This is a genomic window from Streptomyces sp. NPDC048434, from assembly GCF_043200375.1.
Classification (GTDB): Bacteria; Actinomycetota; Actinomycetes; order Streptomycetales; family Streptomycetaceae; genus Streptomyces.
In genome coordinates, this window is record NZ_JBICXQ010000007.1 from 80,495 (window position 1) to 102,345 (window position 21,851).

18 protein-coding genes are annotated in these 21,851 nt (G+C 70.3%); 7 read left to right on the top strand and 11 right to left on the bottom strand.

Annotated elements, in window-relative coordinates; genetic code table 11:
* Positions 1-385: 385 nt before the first annotated feature.
* From ACGFWI_RS10495 to ACGFWI_RS10505, 3 genes are all read right to left on the bottom strand, one after another.
* Positions 386-967, bottom strand: a complete 582-nt coding sequence (locus tag ACGFWI_RS10495; protein ID WP_393905541.1) for a TetR family transcriptional regulator — start codon at positions 965-967, stop codon at positions 386-388.
* 174 nt (positions 968-1,141) lie between these two features.
* Complete coding sequence (locus ACGFWI_RS10500) at positions 1,142-2,146, bottom strand: aldo/keto reductase (RefSeq protein ID WP_393905542.1); 1,005 nt, start codon at positions 2,144-2,146, stop codon at positions 1,142-1,144.
* A 147-nt stretch (positions 2,147-2,293) separates the two neighbouring features.
* Positions 2,294-3,790: an MFS transporter gene (locus ACGFWI_RS10505; RefSeq protein WP_393905722.1), complete on the bottom strand. Its 1,497-nt coding sequence runs from the start codon at positions 3,788-3,790 to the stop codon at positions 2,294-2,296.
* 131 nt (positions 3,791-3,921) lie between these two features.
* On the opposite strand from ACGFWI_RS10505, the gene ACGFWI_RS10510 reads away from it, so the two are divergent.
* Positions 3,922-4,845, top strand: coding sequence for a helix-turn-helix transcriptional regulator (locus ACGFWI_RS10510; RefSeq protein ID WP_393905543.1), 924 nt, complete (start codon positions 3,922-3,924; stop codon positions 4,843-4,845).
* 279 nt (positions 4,846-5,124) lie between these two features.
* On the opposite strand, the gene ACGFWI_RS10515 is transcribed toward ACGFWI_RS10510, so the two are convergent.
* Positions 5,125-6,579, bottom strand: coding sequence for an MFS transporter (locus tag ACGFWI_RS10515; RefSeq protein WP_393905544.1), 1,455 nt, complete (start codon positions 6,577-6,579; stop codon positions 5,125-5,127).
* 154 nt (positions 6,580-6,733) lie between these two features.
* Between ACGFWI_RS10515 and dusB the strand changes: the two genes are divergently transcribed.
* From dusB to ACGFWI_RS10540, 5 genes are all read left to right on the top strand, one after another.
* On the top strand, positions 6,734-7,861 hold the full coding sequence (gene dusB / locus ACGFWI_RS10520) for a tRNA dihydrouridine synthase DusB (RefSeq protein ID WP_393905545.1): 1,128 nt from the start codon (positions 6,734-6,736) through the stop codon (positions 7,859-7,861).
* A gap of 298 nt (positions 7,862-8,159) precedes the next feature.
* On the top strand, positions 8,160-8,732 hold the full coding sequence (locus tag ACGFWI_RS10525; protein ID WP_393905546.1) for a MarR family winged helix-turn-helix transcriptional regulator: 573 nt from the start codon (positions 8,160-8,162) through the stop codon (positions 8,730-8,732).
* A gap of 333 nt (positions 8,733-9,065) precedes the next feature.
* Positions 9,066-9,809 (top strand): type 1 glutamine amidotransferase, encoded by a 744-nt coding sequence (locus ACGFWI_RS10530; RefSeq protein WP_393905547.1) that lies wholly within the window; start codon positions 9,066-9,068, stop codon positions 9,807-9,809.
* 367 nt (positions 9,810-10,176) lie between these two features.
* Entirely contained in the window at positions 10,177-12,870 is a 2,694-nt protein-coding gene (ppdK, locus tag ACGFWI_RS10535; protein WP_393905548.1) for a pyruvate, phosphate dikinase, read from the top strand.
* 588 nt (positions 12,871-13,458) lie between these two features.
* Positions 13,459-14,304 (top strand): ArsR/SmtB family transcription factor, encoded by an 846-nt coding sequence (locus tag ACGFWI_RS10540; RefSeq protein WP_393905549.1) that lies wholly within the window; start codon positions 13,459-13,461, stop codon positions 14,302-14,304.
* Between the two features lie 174 nt (positions 14,305-14,478).
* Here the strand turns inward: ACGFWI_RS10540 and ACGFWI_RS10545 are convergent, their stop codons facing one another.
* The 4 genes from ACGFWI_RS10545 to ACGFWI_RS10560 form a co-directional block, all read right to left on the bottom strand.
* Complete coding sequence (locus ACGFWI_RS10545) at positions 14,479-15,426, bottom strand: TauD/TfdA dioxygenase family protein (protein ID WP_393905550.1); 948 nt, start codon at positions 15,424-15,426, stop codon at positions 14,479-14,481.
* A 331-nt stretch (positions 15,427-15,757) separates the two neighbouring features.
* Positions 15,758-16,594, bottom strand: a complete 837-nt coding sequence (locus tag ACGFWI_RS10550; protein WP_393905551.1) for a carbohydrate ABC transporter permease — start codon at positions 16,592-16,594, stop codon at positions 15,758-15,760.
* Positions 16,595-16,600: 6 nt separating this feature from the next.
* Positions 16,601-17,545, bottom strand: a complete 945-nt coding sequence (locus ACGFWI_RS10555; protein ID WP_393905723.1) for a carbohydrate ABC transporter permease — start codon at positions 17,543-17,545, stop codon at positions 16,601-16,603.
* A gap of 56 nt (positions 17,546-17,601) precedes the next feature.
* Complete coding sequence (locus ACGFWI_RS10560; protein WP_393905552.1) at positions 17,602-18,861, bottom strand: ABC transporter substrate-binding protein; 1,260 nt, start codon at positions 18,859-18,861, stop codon at positions 17,602-17,604.
* 298 nt (positions 18,862-19,159) lie between these two features.
* Between ACGFWI_RS10560 and aac(6') the strand changes: the two genes are divergently transcribed.
* On the top strand, positions 19,160-19,636 hold the full coding sequence (aac(6'), locus tag ACGFWI_RS10565; protein ID WP_393905553.1) for an aminoglycoside 6'-N-acetyltransferase: 477 nt from the start codon (positions 19,160-19,162) through the stop codon (positions 19,634-19,636).
* A gap of 14 nt (positions 19,637-19,650) precedes the next feature.
* On the opposite strand, the gene ACGFWI_RS10570 is transcribed toward aac(6'), so the two are convergent.
* From ACGFWI_RS10570 to ACGFWI_RS10580, 3 genes are all read right to left on the bottom strand, one after another.
* Positions 19,651-19,962: a hypothetical protein gene (locus ACGFWI_RS10570; RefSeq protein WP_393905554.1), complete on the bottom strand. Its 312-nt coding sequence runs from the start codon at positions 19,960-19,962 to the stop codon at positions 19,651-19,653.
* A gap of 253 nt (positions 19,963-20,215) precedes the next feature.
* A complete protein-coding gene (locus ACGFWI_RS10575; RefSeq protein ID WP_393905555.1) occupies positions 20,216-20,584 on the bottom strand; it encodes a hypothetical protein in 369 nt (122 codons plus the stop codon).
* A gap of 193 nt (positions 20,585-20,777) precedes the next feature.
* On the bottom strand, positions 20,778-21,815 hold the full coding sequence (locus ACGFWI_RS10580; protein WP_393905556.1) for a maleylpyruvate isomerase family mycothiol-dependent enzyme: 1,038 nt from the start codon (positions 21,813-21,815) through the stop codon (positions 20,778-20,780).
* Positions 21,816-21,851 lie beyond the last annotated feature (36 nt).

The following is a 21,851-nucleotide window of genomic DNA, read 5'->3' on the forward strand; positions in this document are numbered from 1 at the left end:
GAGCCGTCACCGCCGCGCATCCGCCCTGGTCGTCACGGTTCGAGGACACGGACATCGTGGCGGCGCGGATGCGGCTGATGGCCGACACCCGCTCAGGAGCCTGGATCCCGGACCAGGCCGAGCCAGGCGCCGCGGACCGGCCCGCGCTGATCCGAAAGACTTATGGATCCAGGGCCTGTCTTCAACGTCCCGTCGTTCGCCCGTAGGGCGGGCCTCGCGGTGTCCGGTGCGTGCGATCGCAAGGCGGAGGTCATCCCGGTACCGGGTTGCACCGGGTTGTATCGGGATGATCCCGATATTGCGGATGTGGGTCCCTCCCGCGCCGTTCAGGTGTGAGGGAGTGCGTGCCAGTCACCGCGAGGCAGACGGACTTTGAAGGCCGGACCTAGCCGCGCAGGCCCCGGAGGACCAGGTCGCGGACGGCCTCGAAGTCGGTGGTGATCTCGGGGCGGGACCACTCGGGGGCGTAGCACGGGTCGTGGAAGCGGCCGGTGGCGTCGAAGACGGCGCGGGCGGTGGTGGTGGGGGAGGGGGTGTGGAACGCGCCCTGGCTGACGCCGGCCTCGATGATGGTGGTGAGCTGGGCTTCCAGACCGGTGATGTGACGGTCGACCACGCCGCCGCTCTCTCCGATCAACGTCATATAGGTGGCGAAGAGTTCGGGATCGTCGCCGGCCTTGTGCCGCTTGGCCTCGAAAAGGGCGGTCAGCCAGCGGTCCAGACGCTCCGGTGCCGGTCCTTCCGCCGTGACGATGACCGAGAGTTCCTGGCTCGTACGGTCCAGCCAGCGCTCCGTGACCGCCTCCCGCAGTGCCGCCTTCGTACGGAAGTGGCGGTAGACGCTGCCATGGCTGACGCCCAGGGCGCGCGCCACATCCACGACCGTGGCTTTGGCCGGGCCGTAGCGGCGCAGCACCTCCTCGGTGGCTTCGAGGATGCGCTCAGGGGTCAACGTCTCGGGCGGCATGGGGCGGTCGGCCTTTCGGGAGGGCGGGGCGGGGGCCGGCGAGCGGTTCCGGGTGGCACACCCGGTAGCTGCCGGTCGCCGGTGTGTGCGTACACGGGATCCGTGCGCCGGGTACGTACGGACGGTACCTGGCCGTGCCCCGTACCCGCTCCGGTGGTCACGCGGCCCTCGGGGTCAGCGCTCGCTGTCCAGGTGGTCCATCTGCTCGGTGGGGTAGCGGTCGCCGGCGGCGGCGTCGGCCGGGACGGCGCGCTCGATGGCGGCCAGATCGTCGGCGTCGAGGGCGACGTCCAGGGCGCCGAGCGCCTCGGTCAGTCGGTCGCGGCGGCGGGCGCCGACCAGCGGGACGATGTCCTCGCCGCGGGAGAGCACCCAGGCGATGGCGGTCTGTGCGACCGAGACCCCCTTCTGCTCGGCGATCTTGCGCAGTGCGTCCACCAGGTCGAGGTTGCGGTCGAGATTCTCGCCCTGGAAGCGCGGGCTCATGCCGCGGAAGTCGTTCGCGGCGAGCTTGCGGTCGCGGTTGAAGTGGCCGCTGATCAGGCCGCGGGACAGGACACCGTAGGCGGTGATGCCGATGCCCAGTTCGCGGGCGGTCGGCAGGATCGCCTCCTCGATGCCGCGGGAGATGAGGGAGTACTCGATCTGGAGGTCGGAGATCGGGGCGACGGCGGCGGCCCGGCGCAGGGTCTCCGCGCCGACCTCGGAGAGGCCGATGTGCCGGACGTGCCCGGCCTCGACCAGCTCGGCGATGGCGCCGACCGTCTCCTCGATCGGGACGTCCGGGTCGAGCCGGGCGATGCGGTAGATGTCGATGTGGTCTGTGCCCAGGCGCTGCAGGGAGTACGCGGCGAAGTTCTTCACCGCATTCGGCCGGCCGTCATAGCCGGTGAAGCTGCCTTCGACCGTGCGCAGGGCGCCGAACTTGACGCTGATCTGCGCCTTTTCGCGAGCCGCCGCGGGGGCGGTGCGCAGGGCCTCGTTGATCAGCAGTTCGTTGTGGCCCATGCCGTAGAAGTCGCCGGTGTCGAGCAGGGTGATGCCCGCGTCGAGGGCGGCGTGAACGGTGGCGATGGACTCGCTGCGGTCGGTGTCGCCGTAGAGGGCGGACATGCCCATGCAGCCGAGGCCGAGGGCGGAGGTCTGCGGGCCGGTGGTGCCCAGGGTGCGGGTCTGCACTGCGTGCTCCTGGAGGACGGGAGGGGATTGGTCAGGGCGGCTGCCGTGCCTTCACTATGACATGACGGCTGACAGATTTCAATATCTGTCAGCCGTCATGTGTGGGCCGGGCCTCGCCCCCGTCGTTCCAGCGCAGGTCAGCGCAGGTCAGCGCAGAGTGCGCGGCAGGCGCAGCGCGAGCGTCGTCGTGCCCGCGACGATCACCAGTTGGGTCAGCAGGGCGGCGAGCATCGCGTCGCGGATGCCGACGGACGGCAGCAGCGAGAGGAAGAGGGTGCCGAGGGTGGCCACGCCCAGGGCGAGGCCGGACTGCTGGGTGGTGACCATGACGCCGCCGCCCACGCCCGCCTGCGCCACCGGCAGTTCGCTCAGCACGATGCGCATCAGCACCGGCAGCACCATGCCCTGCCCGACGCCCAGGACGGCCATGCTCGACGCCAGTCCGGCCACCGATATCCCGGGCCAGCCCGTGTGCACGGTCAGTGCCAGGCCGATCAGGCCGATGCCCTGGATCAGCGAACCGGCGAGCACCACCCGCCGCCCGAACCGCATCACCAGCCGCGGACCGGCGAGCGAGGCGAAGAAGAACGTGATGCAGAGCGGCGCCAGGGACAGCCCGGCCGCCAACGGGCCGTAGTGCAGGCCGTTCTGGAGGGCGACGGCGACCACGAACATAAAGCCGCCGAAGCCCAGCGTGAACGGGATGATCATGGTGAGTCCGCTGTTCACGGAGGGGATGCGCAGCAGCGAGGGCGGGACGAGCGGGGTGCGGCCGGCGCGTTCGGCGCGGTGCTCGAAGAGCACGAACGCGGCGGCGGCAAAGGGGAAGACGGCCAGTAGCACCCAGGACCACAGGGGCCAGCCGGCTGCCCGGCCCTCGGTCAGCGGCAGCAGCAGCGTGATCAGAGTGGCGGCGAGCAGTGCTGTCCCGGGGCCGTCCACCCGGCTCGGGTGCGGGGAGCGGGTCTCGGGAACCGTACGGGCGGCCAGCAGCCAGGCGGCGGCGGAGATCGGGACGTTCACCAGGAAGACCGCGCGCCAGCCGGTGCCCGCCAGGTCGACGGAGACCAGCAGTCCGCCGAGTACCTGGCCGACGGCGCTGGCGACACCGGCCGTGCCGCCGTACAGGCTGACGGCCTTGGCGCGCCGCTTGCCGGTGGTCGTGGCCTGGATGGTGGCCAGCACCTGCGGCAGCAGCAGCGCGGCCGCGGCCCCCTGGGCGACCCGGGCGGCCACCAGCGTCCCGGCGTCCGGAGCGAGACCGCAGGCCAGCGAGGTGAGGCCGAAGGCGGCCAGGCCCCACAGGAACAGCCGACGGCGACCGATCATGTCGCCGAGCCGGCCGCCGAGCACCAGCAGCATGGCGTAGGCGACGCCGTAACCGGCCACCACCATCTCCAGCATCGCGGGCCCCGCGTGCAGGTCGTGGTCGATGGTCGGCAGTGCGACATTGACGATAAAGAAGTCGATCATGGGGAGGGCGGCGCCCAGCAGCACGGTCAGCAGGCCGAGCGGGGTCAGCACGGTCGCGGCCGGGTGCCGCTGCGGGGCGGGGCCGGGTGCGGCCGGTGCCTCCGGGGTCGCCGGGGCTTTCGGGATCGGGAGGGTGTCCGGGGTGTCAAGGGTCGCAGCCGTGGCTTCCATGGTGGTCATCTGTGCTCGGGTATCGCTCACGGACTCGATGATCGTCGACCGCTCAGGCTGGTACCAGAGTGTTCTTATCCTGGTACCGGTGCTACCTGGCAACCGGCTCCGGCCTGCGGCAGGCTGGAGGTATGACCGTGGACATGCCCCTGACGCAGACTGCCACAAGCCCTGGTGGCGCCGCCGCCCCACGGCACGGCACCGCCCCGCGGGATGACGCCGCCCGCCGGGCCGAGCTGGCCGCCTTTCTGCGCAGCCGACGGGAGCGGATCACGCCCGAGCAGGTCGGGCTGCCGCGAGGCGCCCGCCGGCGTACCCCCGGTCTGCGCCGTGAGGAGGTCGCGCATCTGGGCGCCGTCGGGGTCACCTGGTACACCTGGCTCGAACAGGCCCGGGACATCCATGTATCGCCGCAGGTCCTGGACGCGGTCGCCCGTGCGCTGCTGCTCGACCGCGCCGAGCGCAGCCACCTTTTCGCGCTGGCCGGGGCGGTCGACCCGATGCCGGGCACGGAGTGCACGGGCGTTTCGCACGAACTGCGGCAGATGCTGCGCCAGTTGGAGCCGTTCCCCGCGGTCGTCCAGAACAGCCGGTTCGACATCCTCGCCTACAACGGCACGTACGGCCGTCTGATGTGCGACCTTGATGCGCTGCCCGAAGAGGACCGCAACTGTATGTGGCTGGCGTTCACCAACCCCGAGTGGCGGTCGAGCGTGGTTGATCTGGAGGCCACGATGCGGGTGATGGCCGCCAAGTTCCGGGCATCGATGGCCGAGCATGTCGCGGAGCCGGCCTGGAAGGCGCTGGTCGCGCGGCTGACGGAGGCGTCGTCCGAGTTCCGGGAGATCTGGGCACAGCACGAGGTCATCCGCCCGATGAGCTCCGTCAAGCTCTTTCGGCACCCGCGGGTGGGTGTGCTGCAGCTGTCCGCCACAAGCCTGTGGACGGGCCCCAACCCCGGCCCCAAGCTGCTGTCCTACACGCCCGTGGACGAGACGACCCGGGTGCGGCTGGAGCAGCTGGCGGCGGAGCCGGCGACGCTCGTCGCGGTGTGACGGTACGGGCGGGGGCGGCGCGGAGGAGCGGTCGCGAGGAGCGGAAGCGGACGGCCGACGAGCGCTCCGCAGAGATTCCCCGCCCGCAGTGATTCCCCGCCCGCAGAGATTCCCCAGCCCGCAGCGCTTCCCCCGCCCGCACCGCTTCTCCAGCGCTTCCCCCGCCCGCAGTGCTTCTCCAGCGCTCCCCCGCCCCCTCCCCCTCCTCCCCCTTCGGGGGGAGGGGGCGGGGGTGGGTTCGGGGGTGGGGGGAGCCGAGGCTCCCCCCTGCCGAGCCCCCTACGGCCGCGCGTCCGCCGCCAGGTACCCCGGCTTCTCGTCCTCGAACAGTGTCGCCGTGCGGTCGGCCGTCGCCTTCGCCCAGCGGCCCGTTGTCAGGGCGCCGAGCAGCAGAACGGCCGCGCCGCAGCCGGCGATGATCCACCATGCCGGGCGGGCGGCCGCGACAAAGGCGTCCGCGCCGGCGGCGGCGTGTGCCCCGCTCGCCAGTACGGCACCGATCACCGCGACACCGAGCGACTGCCCGACCTGTCGGCTGGTGGAGGCGACGGCGGCGGCCACCCCTGCCTGGGTGCGCGGCATACCGGACACCGCGGTGTTGGTGATCGGCGCATTGACCAGGCCGAATCCGATGCCGAACAGGACGTAGCCGGTGAACAGCAGCGGGTTCGTCGACTGTGCGTCGAACGCCGCGAAGAGCAGCCCGCTCGCCCCCATCGCCATACCGGCGAGGAGCAGCGACAGCCGGGGCCCCCGGTTGCCGACCAGCCGCCCCGAAACCGGCGCGAAGACCAGCGTCATCCCGGCCATGGGGAGCATGTAGAGCCCGGCGCCCAAAGCGGACAGACCACGGATGTTCTGCAGATACAGCGTGTTCATGAAGAGGAAGCCGGCGAGCGCGGCAAAGGCGCACACCGCCACGATCGTGGCCCCGCTGAACGGCGCGCTGTGGAAGAACCGCAGGTCGATGAGGGGTTCGCGACGGCGCCGCTCGTAGGCGATCAGACTGGCCAGGGATATCAGCGCCACCAGCGCGAACGTCAGGATTTCGGGGGACACCCAGCCGGCATCCGGGGCCTCGATGATCGCGTACGTCAGCGAGCCGAGCAGCGCGATCACCAGCAGCTGGCCGACCGGGTCGACCCGGCGCGGCTTGGGAGCGCGGGATTCCGGGACGTAGCGCAGGGTCAGGAAGAACGCGAGCGCGCCGATCGGGACGTTGATCCAGAAGATCGAGCGCCAGCCGACGCTCTGCACCAGCAGCCCGCCGATCACCGGCCCGGCCGCCATGCTGATGCCGACGACCCCGCCCCACACCCCGATCGCGCGGGCCCGCTCCCGCGGTTCGGTGAAGGTGTTGGTGATGATCGACATGGCGACGGGGTTGAGCATCGAGCCGCCGACCGCCTGCACCATCCGGAAGACCACCAGCCACTCCAGGCCGGGAGCCAGGCTGCACAGCAGCGAGCCGACGGCAAAGACCACCAGCCCGACCAGGAAGATCCGGCGCCGGCCGAGCCGGTCGGCGGTGGATCCGGCCAGCATCAGCAGCGCCGCCAGGACCAGGGTGTAGGCGTCGATCGTCCACTGCATGCCGGAGACCGAGGCATGCAGTTCGTGCTGGATGGACGGCAGGGCGACATTGAGGATGGTGTTGTCGAGGCTGACGATCAGCAGGCTCATACAGCAGATCGCCAGCACCAGGAGACGCCGTCGACGGCTGAGCTCAGGCATGGTTGAACGCTACAACGATCCTCGGCGTACGGCTCTGGCGGGCCCACTCGCTCGGTGCGGGACAATGGGAGATCGCAGCGGCCGGACTGCCCGTACGGTCGCGGCCCGTCCGCCCCGCCGAAGGAAGCCGAAGAAAGCCGAAGGTATCGCCGTCATGACTCTGCTGCAGATCGGTCCGCATGCGGTGCAGCCGCCCGTGGTGCTCGCGCCCATGGCTGGGATCACCAATGCCCCGTTCCGGACGCTGTGCCGGGAGTTCAGCGGCGGCAAGGGCCTGTTCGTCAGCGAGATGATCACGACGCGGGCGCTGGTCGAACGCAACGAGAAGACCATGCAGCTGATCCACTTCGACGAGACCGAGAAGCCGCGCTCGATCCAGCTGTACGGCGTCGACCCGGACACCGTCGGCAAGGCCGCCCGCATGATCGCGGAAGAGGACCTCGCAGACCACATCGATCTGAACTTCGGCTGCCCCGTCCCGAAGGTGACCCGCAAGGGCGGCGGCTCGGCGCTTCCGTACAAGCGGAATCTGCTGCGCGCCATTCTGCGCGAGGCGGTGGCGAACGCGGGTGCGCTGCCGGTGACGATGAAGATGCGCAAGGGCATCGACGACGACCACATCACCTACCTGGACGCGGGGCGGATCGCCGCCGAGGAAGGCATCACGGCGATCGCGCTGCACGGGCGGACCGCGGCCCAGCACTACGGCGGCACCGCCGACTGGGACGCCATCGCGCGCCTCAAGGAGCATGTCCCGGAGATCCCGGTGCTCGGCAACGGCGACATCTGGTCGGCGGACGACGCGAAGCGGATGATGCGCGAGACCGGCTGCGACGGCGTGGTCGTGGGGCGCGGCTGCCTGGGCCGGCCGTGGCTGTTCGGCGATCTGGTCGCCGCGTTCGAGGGCACGGGCACCTACGCGCAGCCCACGCTCAAGGAGGTCGCGGCCGTGATGCTGCGGCACGCCACCCTGCTCGGCGAGTGGATCGGCGACGAGACCCGCGGCGTGATCGACTTCCGTAAGCACGTCGCCTGGTACACCAAGGGGTTCTCGATCGGCTCCGAGATGCGCCGCAGCCTCGCGGTCACCTCCTCGCTCGACGAGCTGGACGGGCTGCTGTCGGAGCTGGACCTCGACCAGCCGTGGCCGGTGGGCGCGGACGGCCCGCGCGGCCGTACCTCGGGCCGCAACCGGGTCGTCCTGCCGGACGGCTGGCTCAACGACCCCTATGACCGCGCGGGCGTGGACGCGGACGCGGAGCTGGACACGTCGGGCGGCTGAGCCGGCTACGGAGGGCGGGCCGAGCCACGCCGCTCTCCGCCCGCGGCAGGGGAGCCTGCCGCGAAGGCCCGGCGCCGGGGCGGTGACGAACGAGGTGACGGTGCGCCGCGGACCCGTAGGTGCGTAAAGCGGCGTGTCGGGCGCACGAGCGAGGCGGACCGGCGTGCCCCCGCGATACCGTTTGAGTCCGTACGGGCTGCGGCGCACGGGGTGGGGATTCGGCAGCCCGCACCGCCATGAACGCGATCCCGCACGGGGGGCGGGCGGGATCGCGGACGACGCTGAGGGAGCTGCCGTGGTGAGCGGGCACCGTTCCATCGAGGACACCGAAAAGGCCGTCCAGGCCAAACTCGGCGACACCCCTGTCCGTCATGAGCAGATGGCCGCGGTCGCGAACATCTACCGCGCCGCGGCCGCCGTACGGCAGCACTTCGAGAACTCCGTACTGCGTGGCGCCGAGCTGACCTGGACCTCCTTCGTCGTGCTGTGGGTGGTGTGGATCGGGGGCGAGAGGGAGACCCGCCGGGTCGCCGAGGAGGCCGGCATCTCCAAGGGCACGCTCACCGGCGTCGCCCGCACCCTCCAGGCCCGCGGCCTGATGGAGCGCAAGAGCCACCCGAGCGACGGGCGGCTCGCCCTGCTCACGCTCACCCCTGAGGGCGAGCAGCTGATGGGCCGGGTCTTCCCGGAGTTCAACGCCGAAGAAGTCTTCGTCACCGGGGGGCTGAGCGACGACGAGGCGCTGGACCTGGCGGGTCTGCTGCGCCGGATCGTGGTGCAGGTCGAGACCCGCGGCGAGGACCGGCGGCTGGAGTTGCTGGACGGCCAGGACCCCCGGCCGCGGCGGAGCGGACGACGGGCCAAGGGGTAAGCGGCGAGGGCCGGTTCGCCGGGCTGCCGCGTCCCGGGACACCCCTGGCCGGGCGCTTTTGCCGTGGCGGCTGTCGGGCTCTTGAATGACCGGGGTGCGATCGTCCACCCCGGAGGCTGCCACTGCCTCACCCAGGACCCGCAGGTCCTCCTCGGAGCGGACCGTTCCAACGACGGTGTGCCCGGCGGCCAGGGCGGCCTGGGCGAAGGCACGGCCGAGGCCCGTGCTGACGCCAGTGACGCGGGACCGGCCGTACGCACGACAACCAGGTTCGATCCCGAACACCTCGGTCGAGGGCCCGGCAGGCCCCACCACAGCAGGGGAGTACCCACCATGCGCGCCTTGGTCATCATCCACGACCATCTGTCCACCGCGGGCCACGTAGGTGAGCGGCTGGCAGAGCGGGGCTATGAGCTCGACGAACTGCTCGTCGTGCCGGCCGGGCGGTATACGACCCCGGACGTCGACGTGGCCTTCCCTGCGGCCGAGAACTATGACCTGATCCTTACGCTCGGTGCTCCGTGGTCGGTGGCGCGAAGGAATGCCTGGATCGAGGCGGAACTGGCCCTGCTGCGCTCGGCGCACGAGGCCGGGATACCGGTGCTCGGCATCTGTTTCGGCGGTCAGGCGCTGGCCACGGCGCTCGGTGGGGACATCGAGGTCGCCCCGCGCTTCGAGCTGGGCTGGAGCCGCATCACGACCGATGCGCCGGGCCTGGTCGGCCCGGGGCCTTGGTTCCAGTTCCACGGGGACCGCTGGCTGCTGCCGCCGGGTGCCCGGGAGTTGGCGCGTAACGAGGTCGCCTCGCAGGCCTTCGTCTGCGGCCGTTCATGGGGGGTGCAGTTCCATCCGGAGCTGACGCCGGAGGTCCTGCAGGCCTGGTTCGACGAGGAAGGGAAGGCGATCGCGGCCGAGGTCGGGGTCGACCCGGAGCGGCTGGTGGCCGAATTGCGGGCAGATCTGCCGGCCGTACGGGAGCGGGCGCGCATCCTGGTGGACGCATTCCTTGATCAGGTTGCGGAGCGAAGGGCCGACGAGGGTCCAAATGATGGAACCCCGTCACACATGAGCGCGTGATTCTCGCCACCCCTGATAGGGGTAGCGCTCAGATGAGCAGTCCGCGAGGGGCTCCACCTCTCCAATGGTGGCACCGGGTGCCACGCGTCATGTGTTCGACTGATTACTCCATTCGTTGCAGCGAGTAGCACATCACTGCCGTTTCGGGTGCTTAGCGGAGTGATGCATTCAGGTAATGAACGGACCGCCGAATGCGTGATCACTTTCGATCTACTGGCGGACGACTGGTTACACACGTATGTCGACCAAGTGGACGTACCCATACGCCTTCGATCTGGGTATGTTCCTGGCCGTCAGGGCAGCCCGTCGGCGAGGAGTCAGTGCCGTGCCGGAAACGCAAGATCCCCACGTAACCCAGCCTTCGTCCGTGAAGTTCGTCTACGACTTCACCGAGGGCAACAAGGACCTCAAGGACCTTCTAGGCGGCAAGGGCGCGAACCTCGCCGAGATGACCAACCTGGGGCTTCCTGTCCCTCCCGGCTTCACGATCACCACCGAAGCCTGCAAGGTCTACCTCGACAGCGGCACCGAGCCCGCGGCACTGCGTGCCGAGGTCTCCGAGCACCTCGACGCCCTTGAGCAGAAGATGGGCAAGAAGCTCGGCCAGGCCGACGACCCGCTGCTCGTATCGGTGCGTTCCGGGGCGAAGTTCTCGATGCCCGGCATGATGGACACCGTCCTCAACATCGGCCTCTCCGATGCATCGGTTTCCGGCCTCGCCGCGCAGGCCGGCGACGAGCGCTTCGCGTGGGACTCCTACCGCCGCCTGATCCAGATGTTCGGCAAGACCGTGCTGGGCGTGGACGGCGAGCTCTTCGAGGAGGCGCTGGAGGAGGCCAAGCAGGCCAAGGGCGTCCGCGTCGACATCGACCTGGACGCGGCCGACCTCAAGAGCCTGGTCGCGCACTTCAAGGACATCGTGTCCAAGGAGACCGGCCGCGACTTCCCGCAGGAGCCCCGCGAGCAGATGGACCTCGCCGTGCGCGCGGTCTTCGACTCGTGGAACACCGACCGCGCCAAGCTCTACCGCCGCCAGGAGCGCATCCCCGGCGACCTCGGCACCGCGGTCAACGTCTGCTCCATGGTCTTCGGCAACCTCGGCCCCGACTCCGGCACCGGCGTCGCCTTCACCCGCGACCCCGCCAGCGGCCACCAGGGCGTCTACGGCGACTACCTGCAGAACGCGCAGGGCGAGGACGTCGTCGCCGGTATCCGCAACACCGTGCCGCTCGCCGACCTCGAACGCATCGACAAGGCGTCGTACGACCAGCTGATGCAGATCATGGAGACGCTCGAAACGCACTACAAGGACCTGTGCGACATCGAGTTCACCATCGAGCGCGGCAAGCTGTGGATGCTGCAGACCCGGGTCGGCAAGCGCACCGCCGGTGCCGCCTTCCGGATCGCCACCCAGCTCGTCGACCAGGGCCTGATCGACGAGGCCGAGGCCCTCCAGCGGGTCAACGGCGCGCAGCTGGCACAGCTGATGTTCCCCCGCTTCGACCTGGGCGCGAAGTCCGAGATGATCGGCCGTGGGATCGCCGCCTCCCCGGGCGCGGCGGTCGGCAAGGCCGTCTTCGACTCGTACACCGCCGTCAAGTGGTCGCGCTCCGGCGAGAAGGTCATCCTGATCCGCCGCGAGACCAACCCCGACGACCTCAACGGCATGATCGCCGCCGAGGGCATCCTCACCTCCCGCGGCGGCAAGACCTCGCACGCCGCCGTCGTCGCCCGCGGCATGGGCAAGACCTGTGTCTGCGGCGCCGAGGAGCTGGAGGTCGACACCAAGTCCCGCCGGATGACGACCCAGGACGGGACCGTCATCGAGGAGGGCGACGTCGTCTCCATCGACGGCTCCAGCGGCAAGGTCTACGTCGGCGAGGTGCCGGTCGTGCCGTCCCCGGTCGTGGAGTACTTCGAGGGCCGGATGCACGCCGGCGCCGACGACGCCGACGAGCTGGTCAAGGCCGTCCACCGGATCATGGCGTACGCGGACCGGGTACGCCGGCTGCGCGTACGGGCCAACGCCGACAACGCCGAGGACGCCGCCCGCGCCCGCCGGTTCGGCGCCCAGGGCATCGGCCTGTGCCGCACCGAGCACATGTTCCTCGGTGAGCGCCGGGAGATGGTCGAGCGGCTCATCCTGGCCGACACCGAGACCGACCGGAAGGCCGCGCTCCACGAGCTGCTGCCGCTCCAGAAGGCCGACTTCACCGAGCTCTTCGAGTCGATGGACGGGCTGCCGGTGACCGTCCGGCTGCTGGACCCGCCGCTGCACGAGTTCCTGCCCGACATCACCGAGCTGTCGGTGCGGGTCGCGCTCGCCGAGGCCCGCAAGGACGCCAACGAGAACGACCTGCGGCTGCTGCAGGCCGTGCACAAGCTGCACGAGCAGAACCCGATGCTGGGTCTGCGGGGCGTGCGCCTCGGCCTGGTCATCCCCGGTCTGTTCGCGATGCAGGTACGCGCCATCGCGGAGGCCGCGGCCGAGCGCAAGAACGCCAAGGGCGACCCGCGCCCGGAGATCATGATCCCGCTGGTGGGCACCGTCCAGGAGCTGGAGATCGTCCGCGAGGAGGCCGAGCAGGTCATCGCCGAGGTCGAGAAGACCCACGGCATCGACCTCAAGCTCAGCCTCGGCACGATGATCGAGCTGCCCCGCGCCGCCCTCACGGCCGGTCAGATCGCCGAGTCCGCCGACTTCTTCTCCTTCGGTACGAACGACCTCACGCAGACGGTCTGGGGCTTCAGCCGCGACGACGTCGAGGCCAGCTTCTTCACCGCGTACCTGGAGAAGGGCATCTTCGGCGTCAGCCCGTTCGAGACCATCGACAAGGACGGCGTGGGCTCCCTGGTCCGCAACGCCGCCGCGGCGGGCCGGGCCACCCGCCCGGACCTCAAACTCGGTGTCTGCGGCGAGCACGGCGGCGACCCGGAGTCCGTCCACTTCTTCCACGAGGTGGGCCTGGACTACGTCTCCTGCTCCCCGTTCCGCATTCCGGTCGCACGGCTGGAGGCGGGCCGCGCGGCCGCGGAGTCCAAGGGCAGCGACAGCCGCTGACCCCATCGGTCACCGTGGACGCCGAGTGCGCCCGCGGTGGCCGGAAAGACCACCGGAGTACGGCGGTTCGGGCCCAACCCTCAACCGCCCGACTGTCGGCTCCGGCACCCGAACGAGGGCGGCACCTGTGCGGAGGTGCCGCCCTCGCTTTCTCCGGACTCCCCCCTCGGGAGCTGCCGCCACCCCGGTCGGCGCGGGAAGGCGGCCTTCAGCGGGGCTGGCGACTGGCCGGGTGGTTGCTCATCACCCCCCACGGGATCGAGCAATCCGGTCCGTTCGCACCGCCGCTGAATTGAGTACAAGCTTTCCTCCCACCCGCCCGGTGGCGCGACCACTTTCAAGTGTGGCCAAAAGGGCATGGTGACCGCACGTGTTGGCGTGCATACTCAGGCGTGCCGGGGGCCGACTGAGGAAACCAGGGGTGGGGGTTCGGTGTTACGCGTCCATTTCAGTGGACTCGATCTGGCCCGTGTACGCATTGCGGCACGCCCGGACGCACTGTGGGAGACCGTCTTAAGCTTTCATCGGCTGCGCGACCGACGGGACGATTCGGCGTTCGGCAAATGGCGATCGGAAACACGCGGAAGGTTGAATGGCGAAGCGCGACTGCTGGCGCCGCTCGTGCCCACCCGCGGATATTTCCCCGATTTCCTGACGCCCGCCGAAGGGCTCCTCGGCATGACCGACGCGCTCGCCGCACTGCGCGAGACGCCGGCCGGCCGGCTGCGCGAGGAACTCGCCCGGCTCTCCACGGCCGCCCGCCCGCTCCCGTCGTGGATACGGGCGATGGCCGAGGGCGACACCCGTGCCCTCGGCAGGCTCGCCGGGATCCTCCAGCGCTATTACGAGGCGGCCGTCGCCCCGTATTGGCCGCGCGTCCAGAGCCGTATCGAGGCCGACCGGGCCGCCCGCGGCAGGGCGCTGCTCGACGGCGGCGCGGACCGGCTGCTCGCCTCGCTCCCGCCGATGATGCGCTGGCGCCCGCCGGTCCTGGAGGCCGACTATCCGGTGGACCGCGACCTCCACCTCCGCGGCCGGGGGCTGTTGCTGCTGCCGTCGTACTTCTGCCGCCGCACGCCCGTCACGTTCCACAACACGGAGCTGACGCCCGTGCTGGTCTACCCCGTGGAACACCAGACCCCGCGGTTCACCCCGCCGGCCCCGCCGGAACGTTCCCTCGGCCGGCTCGTCGGCCAGACCCGCTCCGCGATACTCCAGGGCATCGGCGTCGGCTGCACCACCAGCGAACTCGCCCGCCGCGCCGATGTCTCGCTGGCCTCCGCCAGCCAGCATGCGACGGTGCTCCGCGATGCCGGCCTGCTGGTCACCCTGCGGCAGGGCAACGCGGTACTGCACACCCTCACCCCGCTGGGCGCGGCCCTGCTGCGCGGTGCGCGCCCGGCGGAGGCGGCGGCGTACGAACGGCTGGGGTGAGCCGCGCCGGGTGCGTCTCCGGGCGCGTGGGGTACCTCGTGCCGCGCGCCCGGTACGTCCTGCCGCCTGACGGGCTCCGCCCGCCGTTCGTCGGACAGGTCCTGCCGCCCGGTGGATACGTCCTGGCGCCGGTCCGGTGCGTCCTGACCGGCGGCAGCCGCGTCAGGCCTCCGGTCAGTAGGGGCGATCGCCCGCGATGGCGACCCGTTCGGCGACCCGGCGGTGCGGCCCGTAGTCGTTCACCGCATAGTGCTGGGTGGCGCGGTTGTCCCAGAACGCGAGGTCCCCCGCCTGCCAGCGCCACCGCACCTGGAACTCCGGCACCTGCGCCTGCTGGAACAACAGCCGCAACAGCCGGTCGCTCGCCGCCTCTCCGAGACCCACGATCCGGGTGGTGAAGGAGGCGTTGACGAACAGCATCCGCCGCCCGGTCTCCGGGTGCCGGCGCACCACGGGATGCTCGACCGGCGGGAACTCCTCCTGGAATGGCGCTAGTTGAGCCGCGGAGTAGAAGCGCGCGAAACCAGGGAGATAGTCGTGCACCGCCCGCGCCTCATTGATCCGTGCCCGGATTTTCGGAGGCAAATTGTCGTATGCCGCGGCCATATCGGCCCACATCGTGTCTCCGCCCGCGGGCGGGACCTCCCGCAGTTGCAGCACCGCACCGAGCGCCGGCCGTTCCCGGAACGTGACATCCGTGTGCCATACGTTCTCGAACGTCGGGACGCCGCCGGCCGCCTTGTCGAACCGCACCACATCCTTCGAATCGCCCCGCGCCAGCAACGGGTTGCTCTCCAGCTCACCCCAATTGCCGGCGAATTCGCGCTGCGCCGCGGAGCTCAGATGCTGCCCGCGGAAGAACAGCACCTTCCACTCCAGCAGCGCCCGGTTCAGCTCCGCGCGCAGGCCGTCGGACAGCGGGCGGGACAGGTCCAGTCCACGAATTTCGGCCCCGATGGTGGCGGCCTGCGGCACGACCTCGAAGCGCTCGTAGGGCCGGTCGTCCCAGTCCTCGGGAGTCCGGTGCAGGATGCGGTGCCCTTCGTACAGGCCGTCGGCGGGGATGCGGTGGGGGCGCAGGGCAGGGGCGAGGGGAGCCGCGGAATCGGCGAGCGTCGTCAACTGGTCCTCCTGAAGGCGGGAAGGGGAGGCGGGGGAGCGGGGAAGCCATGACCATGGCGGGTGGGAATCGTCGTGCGGCCACGGCGGAGGTGGTCGTTGGACCACCGGTCGCCGGACGTCAGTGCGCGAAGCCGTCAGTGCGCGAAGGCGTCAGGACGTACAGGAACAACCGGCCGGGGGAGACCCCACCCGGCCGCGGCGGCGCAGAAAGCTCAGGCCGCGGGGCGCGCACTCGCCGTGGGGGCCGCGATCGCGCGGCGCCACCTCACGGAGATTCGGATGCGTGCTCATGCCACGCACCGTACCTCCTCATGCAGGCGTCCTCAATCCGTCAGTCATCGATCCCACTGCGCTCCACCCCCGCGACGATGTACCGCTGAAGCAGCAGGAAGACCACCACCAGCGGGGCGATGGAGAACGCGGCGGCCACGAACAGCTCATGCAGATTGAGGTTCTGCGCGGTGGTGAACGTCGACAGCGCCACCTGCACCGTCCAGGACTCCTGGTCCTGCCCGATCACCAGCGGCCACAGGAACGCGTTCCAGGCACCGATGAAGACGATGGTGCCGACGGCGGCGAAGACCGGCCGGGCGTTGGGGACCACGATGCGCCAGTACGTCCGCCAGTAGCCGAGCCCGTCGACCCGCGCCGCGTCCTCCAGCTCCTGGGGGAAGCCCAGGAAGTACTGCCGGAAGATGAAGCAGGCGAACGCGCTGAACAGCGTCGGAATGACCAGCCCCCGCAGCGTGGAGATCCAGCCGAGCGACGACACCAGGACGAAGCTCGGCACGAACGTCACGGCCGCCGGGACCATCAGCGTCCCCAGGATCGCGTAGAAGACGGCATTGGCGTGCCGGTACGGGATCCGGGCCAGGCCGTATCCCGCGAGCGACGCCAACAGCACCGTGCCGACGGTCGTCGACACCGCGATCAGCGTCGAGTTGAGCAGCGCCCGCGCCATGGGGAGGTTCGGGTCCCGGAAGACCTCGGTCAGGTTCGACCATTGCAGCGCGTGCGGGAAGAACGTCCAGCCGGGCGCGGTGATGTCGTGCTCGGTCGCCAGCCCGTTCCGCACCAGCAGATAGAAGGGGATGAGGAACAGCAGCGCGAGGGTGATCAGGACGACGACCCGCAGTGCGCGCCCGGCTCTGGTCAGCGCGTCATGCATCGGTGCTCACTCCTCCTTGCGGCCGAGGCCGAACCAGCGGGCCTGCACGACCGTCGCCAGCGCGATGATCAGCGCCAGAATCACCGCACCCGCGCTGCCCAGCCCGAGGTTCTGGTCCCGTCCGAGCGCCGTGTAGTACAGGTAGACCAACGGCGGCCGGGCATACGGCGGATAGCCGCGCGCATCGCTCAGCAGGTTGTAGAACTCGTCGAACGCCTGGAACGCATTGATCACCAACAGCAGCACCACCGCGACGGAGGTGGCACGCAACTGCGGAAAGGTGATGTGCCGGAAGACCTGCCAGCCGGGCCGCGCTCCGTCCACCGCCGCCGCCTCGTACAGCTGCGGCGAGATCCGCTGCAGCCCGGCCAGAAACAGGATCATGTAGAACCCGGCCTGCAGCCACAGCCGTACGGTCACGATGACCAGCCAGTACCAGGGCGGCTCGGTCGTCGACAGCCAGGCGGTCTGATCCGCGCCGAACCACCCCAGCACGGTGTTGGCCAGGCCGAACCGCACCCCGTTGAAGATCGACAGCTTCCAGATCACCGCCGCGACGACATACGAGCAGGCCGTCGGCAGGAAGAACACCGACCGGAAGAACGCACGGGCGAAGCGCAGCCGGTTCACCATCAGCGCGAGTGCGAGCGAGAGTACATAGGTCGCGGGCACGATGAACGCCGTGAACAGCAGGAACGTCCCCAGGCTGCCGAGGAACGCCCGATCGCCCAGCATCGCGCCGTAGTTGTCCAGTCCGACGAAATCCGCGCCGGCCGGACTCACGGTGTTGTGCGCGTCGAAGAAGCTCAGGTAGACGCTCCACGCCAGCGGCACGTACGTGAACAGCCCCAGCCCGATCGCGAACGGCCCGACGAAGAGCCAGAACCAGAGATTCCGCCGCTGCGGGCCGAGCAGCCGGGCGCCGAACGAGCGTGGCTCGGCGACCGGCACCGCTGCGGCCCGGGGGGCGGGTACGTCTGTGACCGCCTCTTCGGTCCCGCCCGCCGTCACTTCTTCTTGACCCGCTGGAGTTCGGCGTTGACCTTGCGCACCACGGTCTTCAGCTCACTCTCCGGGTTGGCGCCGTCCTTGATGATCCGGCTCAGCGCGTCCTGATAGGCGGTACGGTCCGCGGTCGTCCACAACAGCGGCTCGGCATAGCCGTGATCGGTAGCGAACCGGACCGCGTCCGCCGCCGGGCCGGTCTGCAGCTGCCGGGCCTTCTTCGCCAGGGAGATCCGGGCCGGGATGTGGAAGCCGTACGAGAGCGCGAAGTCCTGCTGGTACTCGGTGCGGTCCACCCACAGCCACTTGGCGAACGCCTTCGCCTCCGCCTTGCGCTTGCTGTGCGCGCTGACCGCGGAGCCATAGGCGCCCACCGGAACGGAAGGCTTCCCTCCGCTCCCGTCCTTCGGGAACGGCAACACCCCGAAGTCGTCCCCCAGCGCCTTCTTGATCTGCGGCAGCACCCACAGCCCCGACCATTGCATCGCGGTCAGCCCCTGGATGAACGCGGCCGGATCGGACCAGTCCGTGGGCGCCCCCAGCAGCAGTGACTTGTCCGCGTACAGCTGCCGGATCTTCCCGAGTGCACGAGACGCAGCAGGATCGTCGAACCCGGCCTTGCCGTCCGCACCGATCAGACTCAGCCCGGCGGCGAACAACGGCGTCCCGCCGAGCACTCCGGCCCCGCCGTCATTCCCCAGGAACAGCCCCTTGGCCTTCTTGTCGCTGAGCTTCTTCGCCCCGTCCACCAACTCATCGAGCGTCTGCGGCGGCCGCACCCCGGCCTTCTTCAGCAGACTCTTGCGGTAATACAGCACCTGCATGTCAATGACCTGCGGGATGCCCCAGATCTTGTCCTGCCAGATCTTCGGCGCCAGCACGGCCTGGTTGAAGTCGTCCTTGACCGGCTCGACCTCGGCGGTCAGGTCGACCACCTGCCCGCCCTGGATCTGCTCCAGCAGCGGCCCGTTGACCTCGAAGACATCCGGCCCCGAGTCGGTGAGCAGCGCGGCCGCGGTCTGCCGGTCGTAGTCGCCCGGCCGCCACTGCACCGAGACGCTCGCCTTCTTGTACGCGGCGGCGTACCGCTTCACGGCCCGCTCGGCCCCCGGCTCCCCGTACTGGTGGTACCACTGACGGATCCCGGGCCCCGAACCACCGCCGCCGCGCCCGGTGTTGGACCCGCACGCCGTCGCCGTCCCCGCGGCAAGGGCCAGCCCGCCGCCGGCCGCCAACAGCCGCCGCCTGTTGATCTCCGTCATGGCACGTCGCCCCCTGCGCTCGTAACCTACCGGTGATCATCGATCACCGACGGTGCGACCGTCCACTCTGCCGTACGACTGTGAAGCGCGCATGGCATCTGTACGAAACGGGGGGCCGGGTGGGGGTGTCGTCCGTGGGTGGCCGGTGGCCGGTGGCCGACCGGCAGCCGTCGGCCTGGGCCGGCACTCACGCGCGGACAGGCTTGGCAGGCCGCCGCAGTGATTCCGTGGCGCCGCAGTGATTCCGTGGTGGCTCATCCTCGTCCCCTGCGCACATCGGCGGCAGGACAATGCGTGCATGAACTCGCTTCGCGGAGCCTCGGTCGTCCTGCGGCCGGTAGCGCACGCCGATATCGAGACGCTCGACCGCATCGTCCGGGAGCCGGAGGTCGCGGCCTGGTGGTCGGTGCCGGACGACTACCGGCACATGCTCGCCCTCGTCGTCGACGGTGAGGTCATCGGGGCGATCCAGTTCGACGAGGAGACCGACCCCGAATTCCGTCACGCAAGCATCGACATCTTCCTCACGACCCGGCGACACGGCCAGGGCCTCGGCACGGACGCCGTACGCACACTGGCCCGGTGGCTGATCCACGAGCGCGGCCACCACCGCCTGACCATCGACCCGGCCACCGCCAACACCGCCGCGATCCGCAGCTACCGCAAGGTCGGCTTCAAACCCGTGGGCATCATGCGCGCATACGGGCGCGACTACCGGACGGGTGGCTGGGCGGACGGACTGCTGATGGATCTGCTGGCGGACGAGCTGACTTGAGCGGGCCGGCCTTGCTACGTATCCGCTTGACGCTGCTTGCGGTACAGCTCGATGGCCGCCTCGGTGGGGAAGTTGGGCACGGTGACGGTTTCGCCGGTGTCCTTGGCCACGATGACCTTTGACCCGCCGGGTGGGGCCGGCTTCGGCGGGCCGGACGCGTCCGGTGTACGGGGGAAGCCGGCGTACACGAGGTAGCCGAGGTCGAATTCGTGGACGTGCATCGGGGCGGGGGAGCCGTCCGGCAGCTTGGGCTGGGCGTAGCGGCTGCGGACGATGGCGAGCGCTTCCTCGGGGGTGGTCGGCGGGGTGGGAGTGTCCTGGGGCATACCGGATTCTCTCCTGTTCAGCAGGGTGTTCTTACGCGGGACGCCCGTTAGCCCGTGGCATGGGGCGCTCATGGGGCGTTCTGCCGCCGCGCATCGCCGCTCGACGACCCGCAGGGTGTTCCTCATCCCGGCGCTGACGGGATGCGCAGTACGTGTCCCGTAGAGCCGTCGATGAGGAGTTTCCGCCCCTCCAGAAGCCGATCTGGGCAAACGGGCCGGATTCCGCAGCGGGGGAGCTTCGCTCGGGGAGGGCTCAGGAAGTCCGCCGGCCGTGGACTTGGTAGTAGAGCTCAACCGCCGACTCCGGAGGGAAGTTGGGCAGGAATGTCACCTCGCCGTCGGCCTTGGCGATGACGACATTGCTTCCCCCGGGCTCCGCAGGAGGAGCGGTGGGGTCCTCGGCGGGCGGCCAGCTCGCGTGGATCAGGTAGCCGTCGTCGAATTCATGGACGAACAGGCCCGTCGGCCCGTCCGGTGAGCCGACCTCGGGGTAGTGCCGGCGGCCGATCTCCAGTGCCTCGGCCTCATTCGTCGGCACGGGCTGCGGGCCGGTCTCCGGAGGGAGCGGGGGAGGCGTAGGGGGCAGGCCGGGAGCGCTGTCCGGCCGGTCGGAGTCGGTCATGATGCTGTCTCCTCGGCGCTGGTTCGGTGGTGGTCAACCTAACTCACGCCGTGGCGGCCCGGTTGGTTCACCTCCGGGGCGGGCGGGCGGCCGCCTCAGCCCCTCCACAAGGCCGTCCCGCCTCAGGCCGCCCCGCCTCAGGTCGTCAGCCGCTGTGCCCGTACGCACCGCCGATGCTCCCGTACGCCGGCGCTCACCCGAAGAGCACCCGCGCCAGCCAGAACTCCAGCAGTTCCGCATCGCCGACGATCTCGAAGGTGTCGCTGTCGCCGGGGAGGCGGCCGTAGATGAGGAGCAAGAGGTCCGTCAGGGGTGCGCGGACCGAGACGGCTGCCGGTTCCTGGGCGCGGCGCCAGGCGAGGGTGTCGCCGGTGAGGTCGACGAGCCAGTCGGCGGCCGCTTCCGGTGGGGTGTCCGTGGCGTGGAAGTGGAGGGTGCGGCCGGGGCCGAGGAGTTCGCGTCGGTCCGGGTGGAAGTCGAACATCTCGGGCAGGGAGCCTAGTTCCATCCACTCGTCGAGGCTGTCGAGGGCGACCCGCTGGTCGACGGTGAAGTCCCTGCCGAGGGCCAGGGTCGCGTCGGCCCGGTGCATGACCGTCTCGTGGGTCATGCGGCGGGCGAAGAAGCGCGGCGAGCCGGAGGGGAGCGGGGTCCAGATCCGGGCGTCGGGGCCGGTGCCGCGGAGCGTGTCCGCGAGGAGCCGGGCGCCGTCGGCGAGCCAGGCGGCGAGCTCGGCCGGGGACTGGGCGGTGTCGCGGGGCAGGATGCGGAGGGCGGTGTCGGGCGGGGGTTCGGTCGCCCGGGTCCGTACGAGCTCCGCCACCCAGCGATGGGCCTCGCCCAGATGCCGGAGCAGCTGGGCGAGGTTCCATTCGGGGCAGGAGGGAACGGTGGTCGTCAGGTCGGCGTCCCGCTCGGTGAGGCAGGACGCCAGCAGGTCGGCCTGGTGGACGATTTCGGCGCAGTGACCGTCGTAATCCATGGCGGAGTTCATGACGTCACGGTAGGTCGAGGCACTGACAATGGCGGCGTCACCACGTGCGGTTCCGCCTGTCTCCAGGCGGAATCGCAACCGGCAGATGACCGCGTCCGTGTCCCGGCGCACGGCGCGGGCGACGACCGCGCCACGCCGGTTCTGCAGCAGCCGCTGCCAGATGTGGGCGGGTTCGGCCTCCGGGATCAGGACGGTGATGCGGGTGGCGGCGCCGCCCCGGCGAAGCGGAACGATCACGAGTGCGCACGGGTGGCGGGCGAGGCCGCCGCGCTC

Excerpts from the sequence above, each read along its gene's own strand:
- ACGFWI_RS10495 (WP_393905541.1), bottom strand. The coding sequence starts at position 967 with ATGCCGCCCGAGACGTTGACCCCTGAGCGCATCCTCGAAGCCACCGAG.
- ACGFWI_RS10505 (WP_393905722.1), bottom strand. The coding sequence starts at position 3,790 with ATGGAAGCCACGGCTGCGACCCTTGACACCCCGGACACCCTCCCGATC.
- ACGFWI_RS10510 (WP_393905543.1), top strand. The coding sequence starts at position 3,922 with ATGACCGTGGACATGCCCCTGACGCAGACTGCCACAAGCCCTGGTGGC.
- ACGFWI_RS10515 (WP_393905544.1), bottom strand. The coding sequence starts at position 6,579 with ATGCCTGAGCTCAGCCGTCGACGGCGTCTCCTGGTGCTGGCGATCTGC.
- dusB (WP_393905545.1), top strand. The coding sequence starts at position 6,734 with ATGACTCTGCTGCAGATCGGTCCGCATGCGGTGCAGCCGCCCGTGGTG.
- ACGFWI_RS10530 (WP_393905547.1), top strand. The coding sequence starts at position 9,066 with ATGCGCGCCTTGGTCATCATCCACGACCATCTGTCCACCGCGGGCCAC.
- ACGFWI_RS10550 (WP_393905551.1), bottom strand. The coding sequence starts at position 16,594 with ATGCATGACGCGCTGACCAGAGCCGGGCGCGCACTGCGGGTCGTCGTC.
- ACGFWI_RS10560 (WP_393905552.1), bottom strand. The coding sequence starts at position 18,861 with ATGACGGAGATCAACAGGCGGCGGCTGTTGGCGGCCGGCGGCGGGCTG.
- ACGFWI_RS10570 (WP_393905554.1), bottom strand. The coding sequence starts at position 19,962 with ATGCCCCAGGACACTCCCACCCCGCCGACCACCCCCGAGGAAGCGCTC.
- ACGFWI_RS10575 (WP_393905555.1), bottom strand. The coding sequence starts at position 20,584 with ATGACCGACTCCGACCGGCCGGACAGCGCTCCCGGCCTGCCCCCTACG.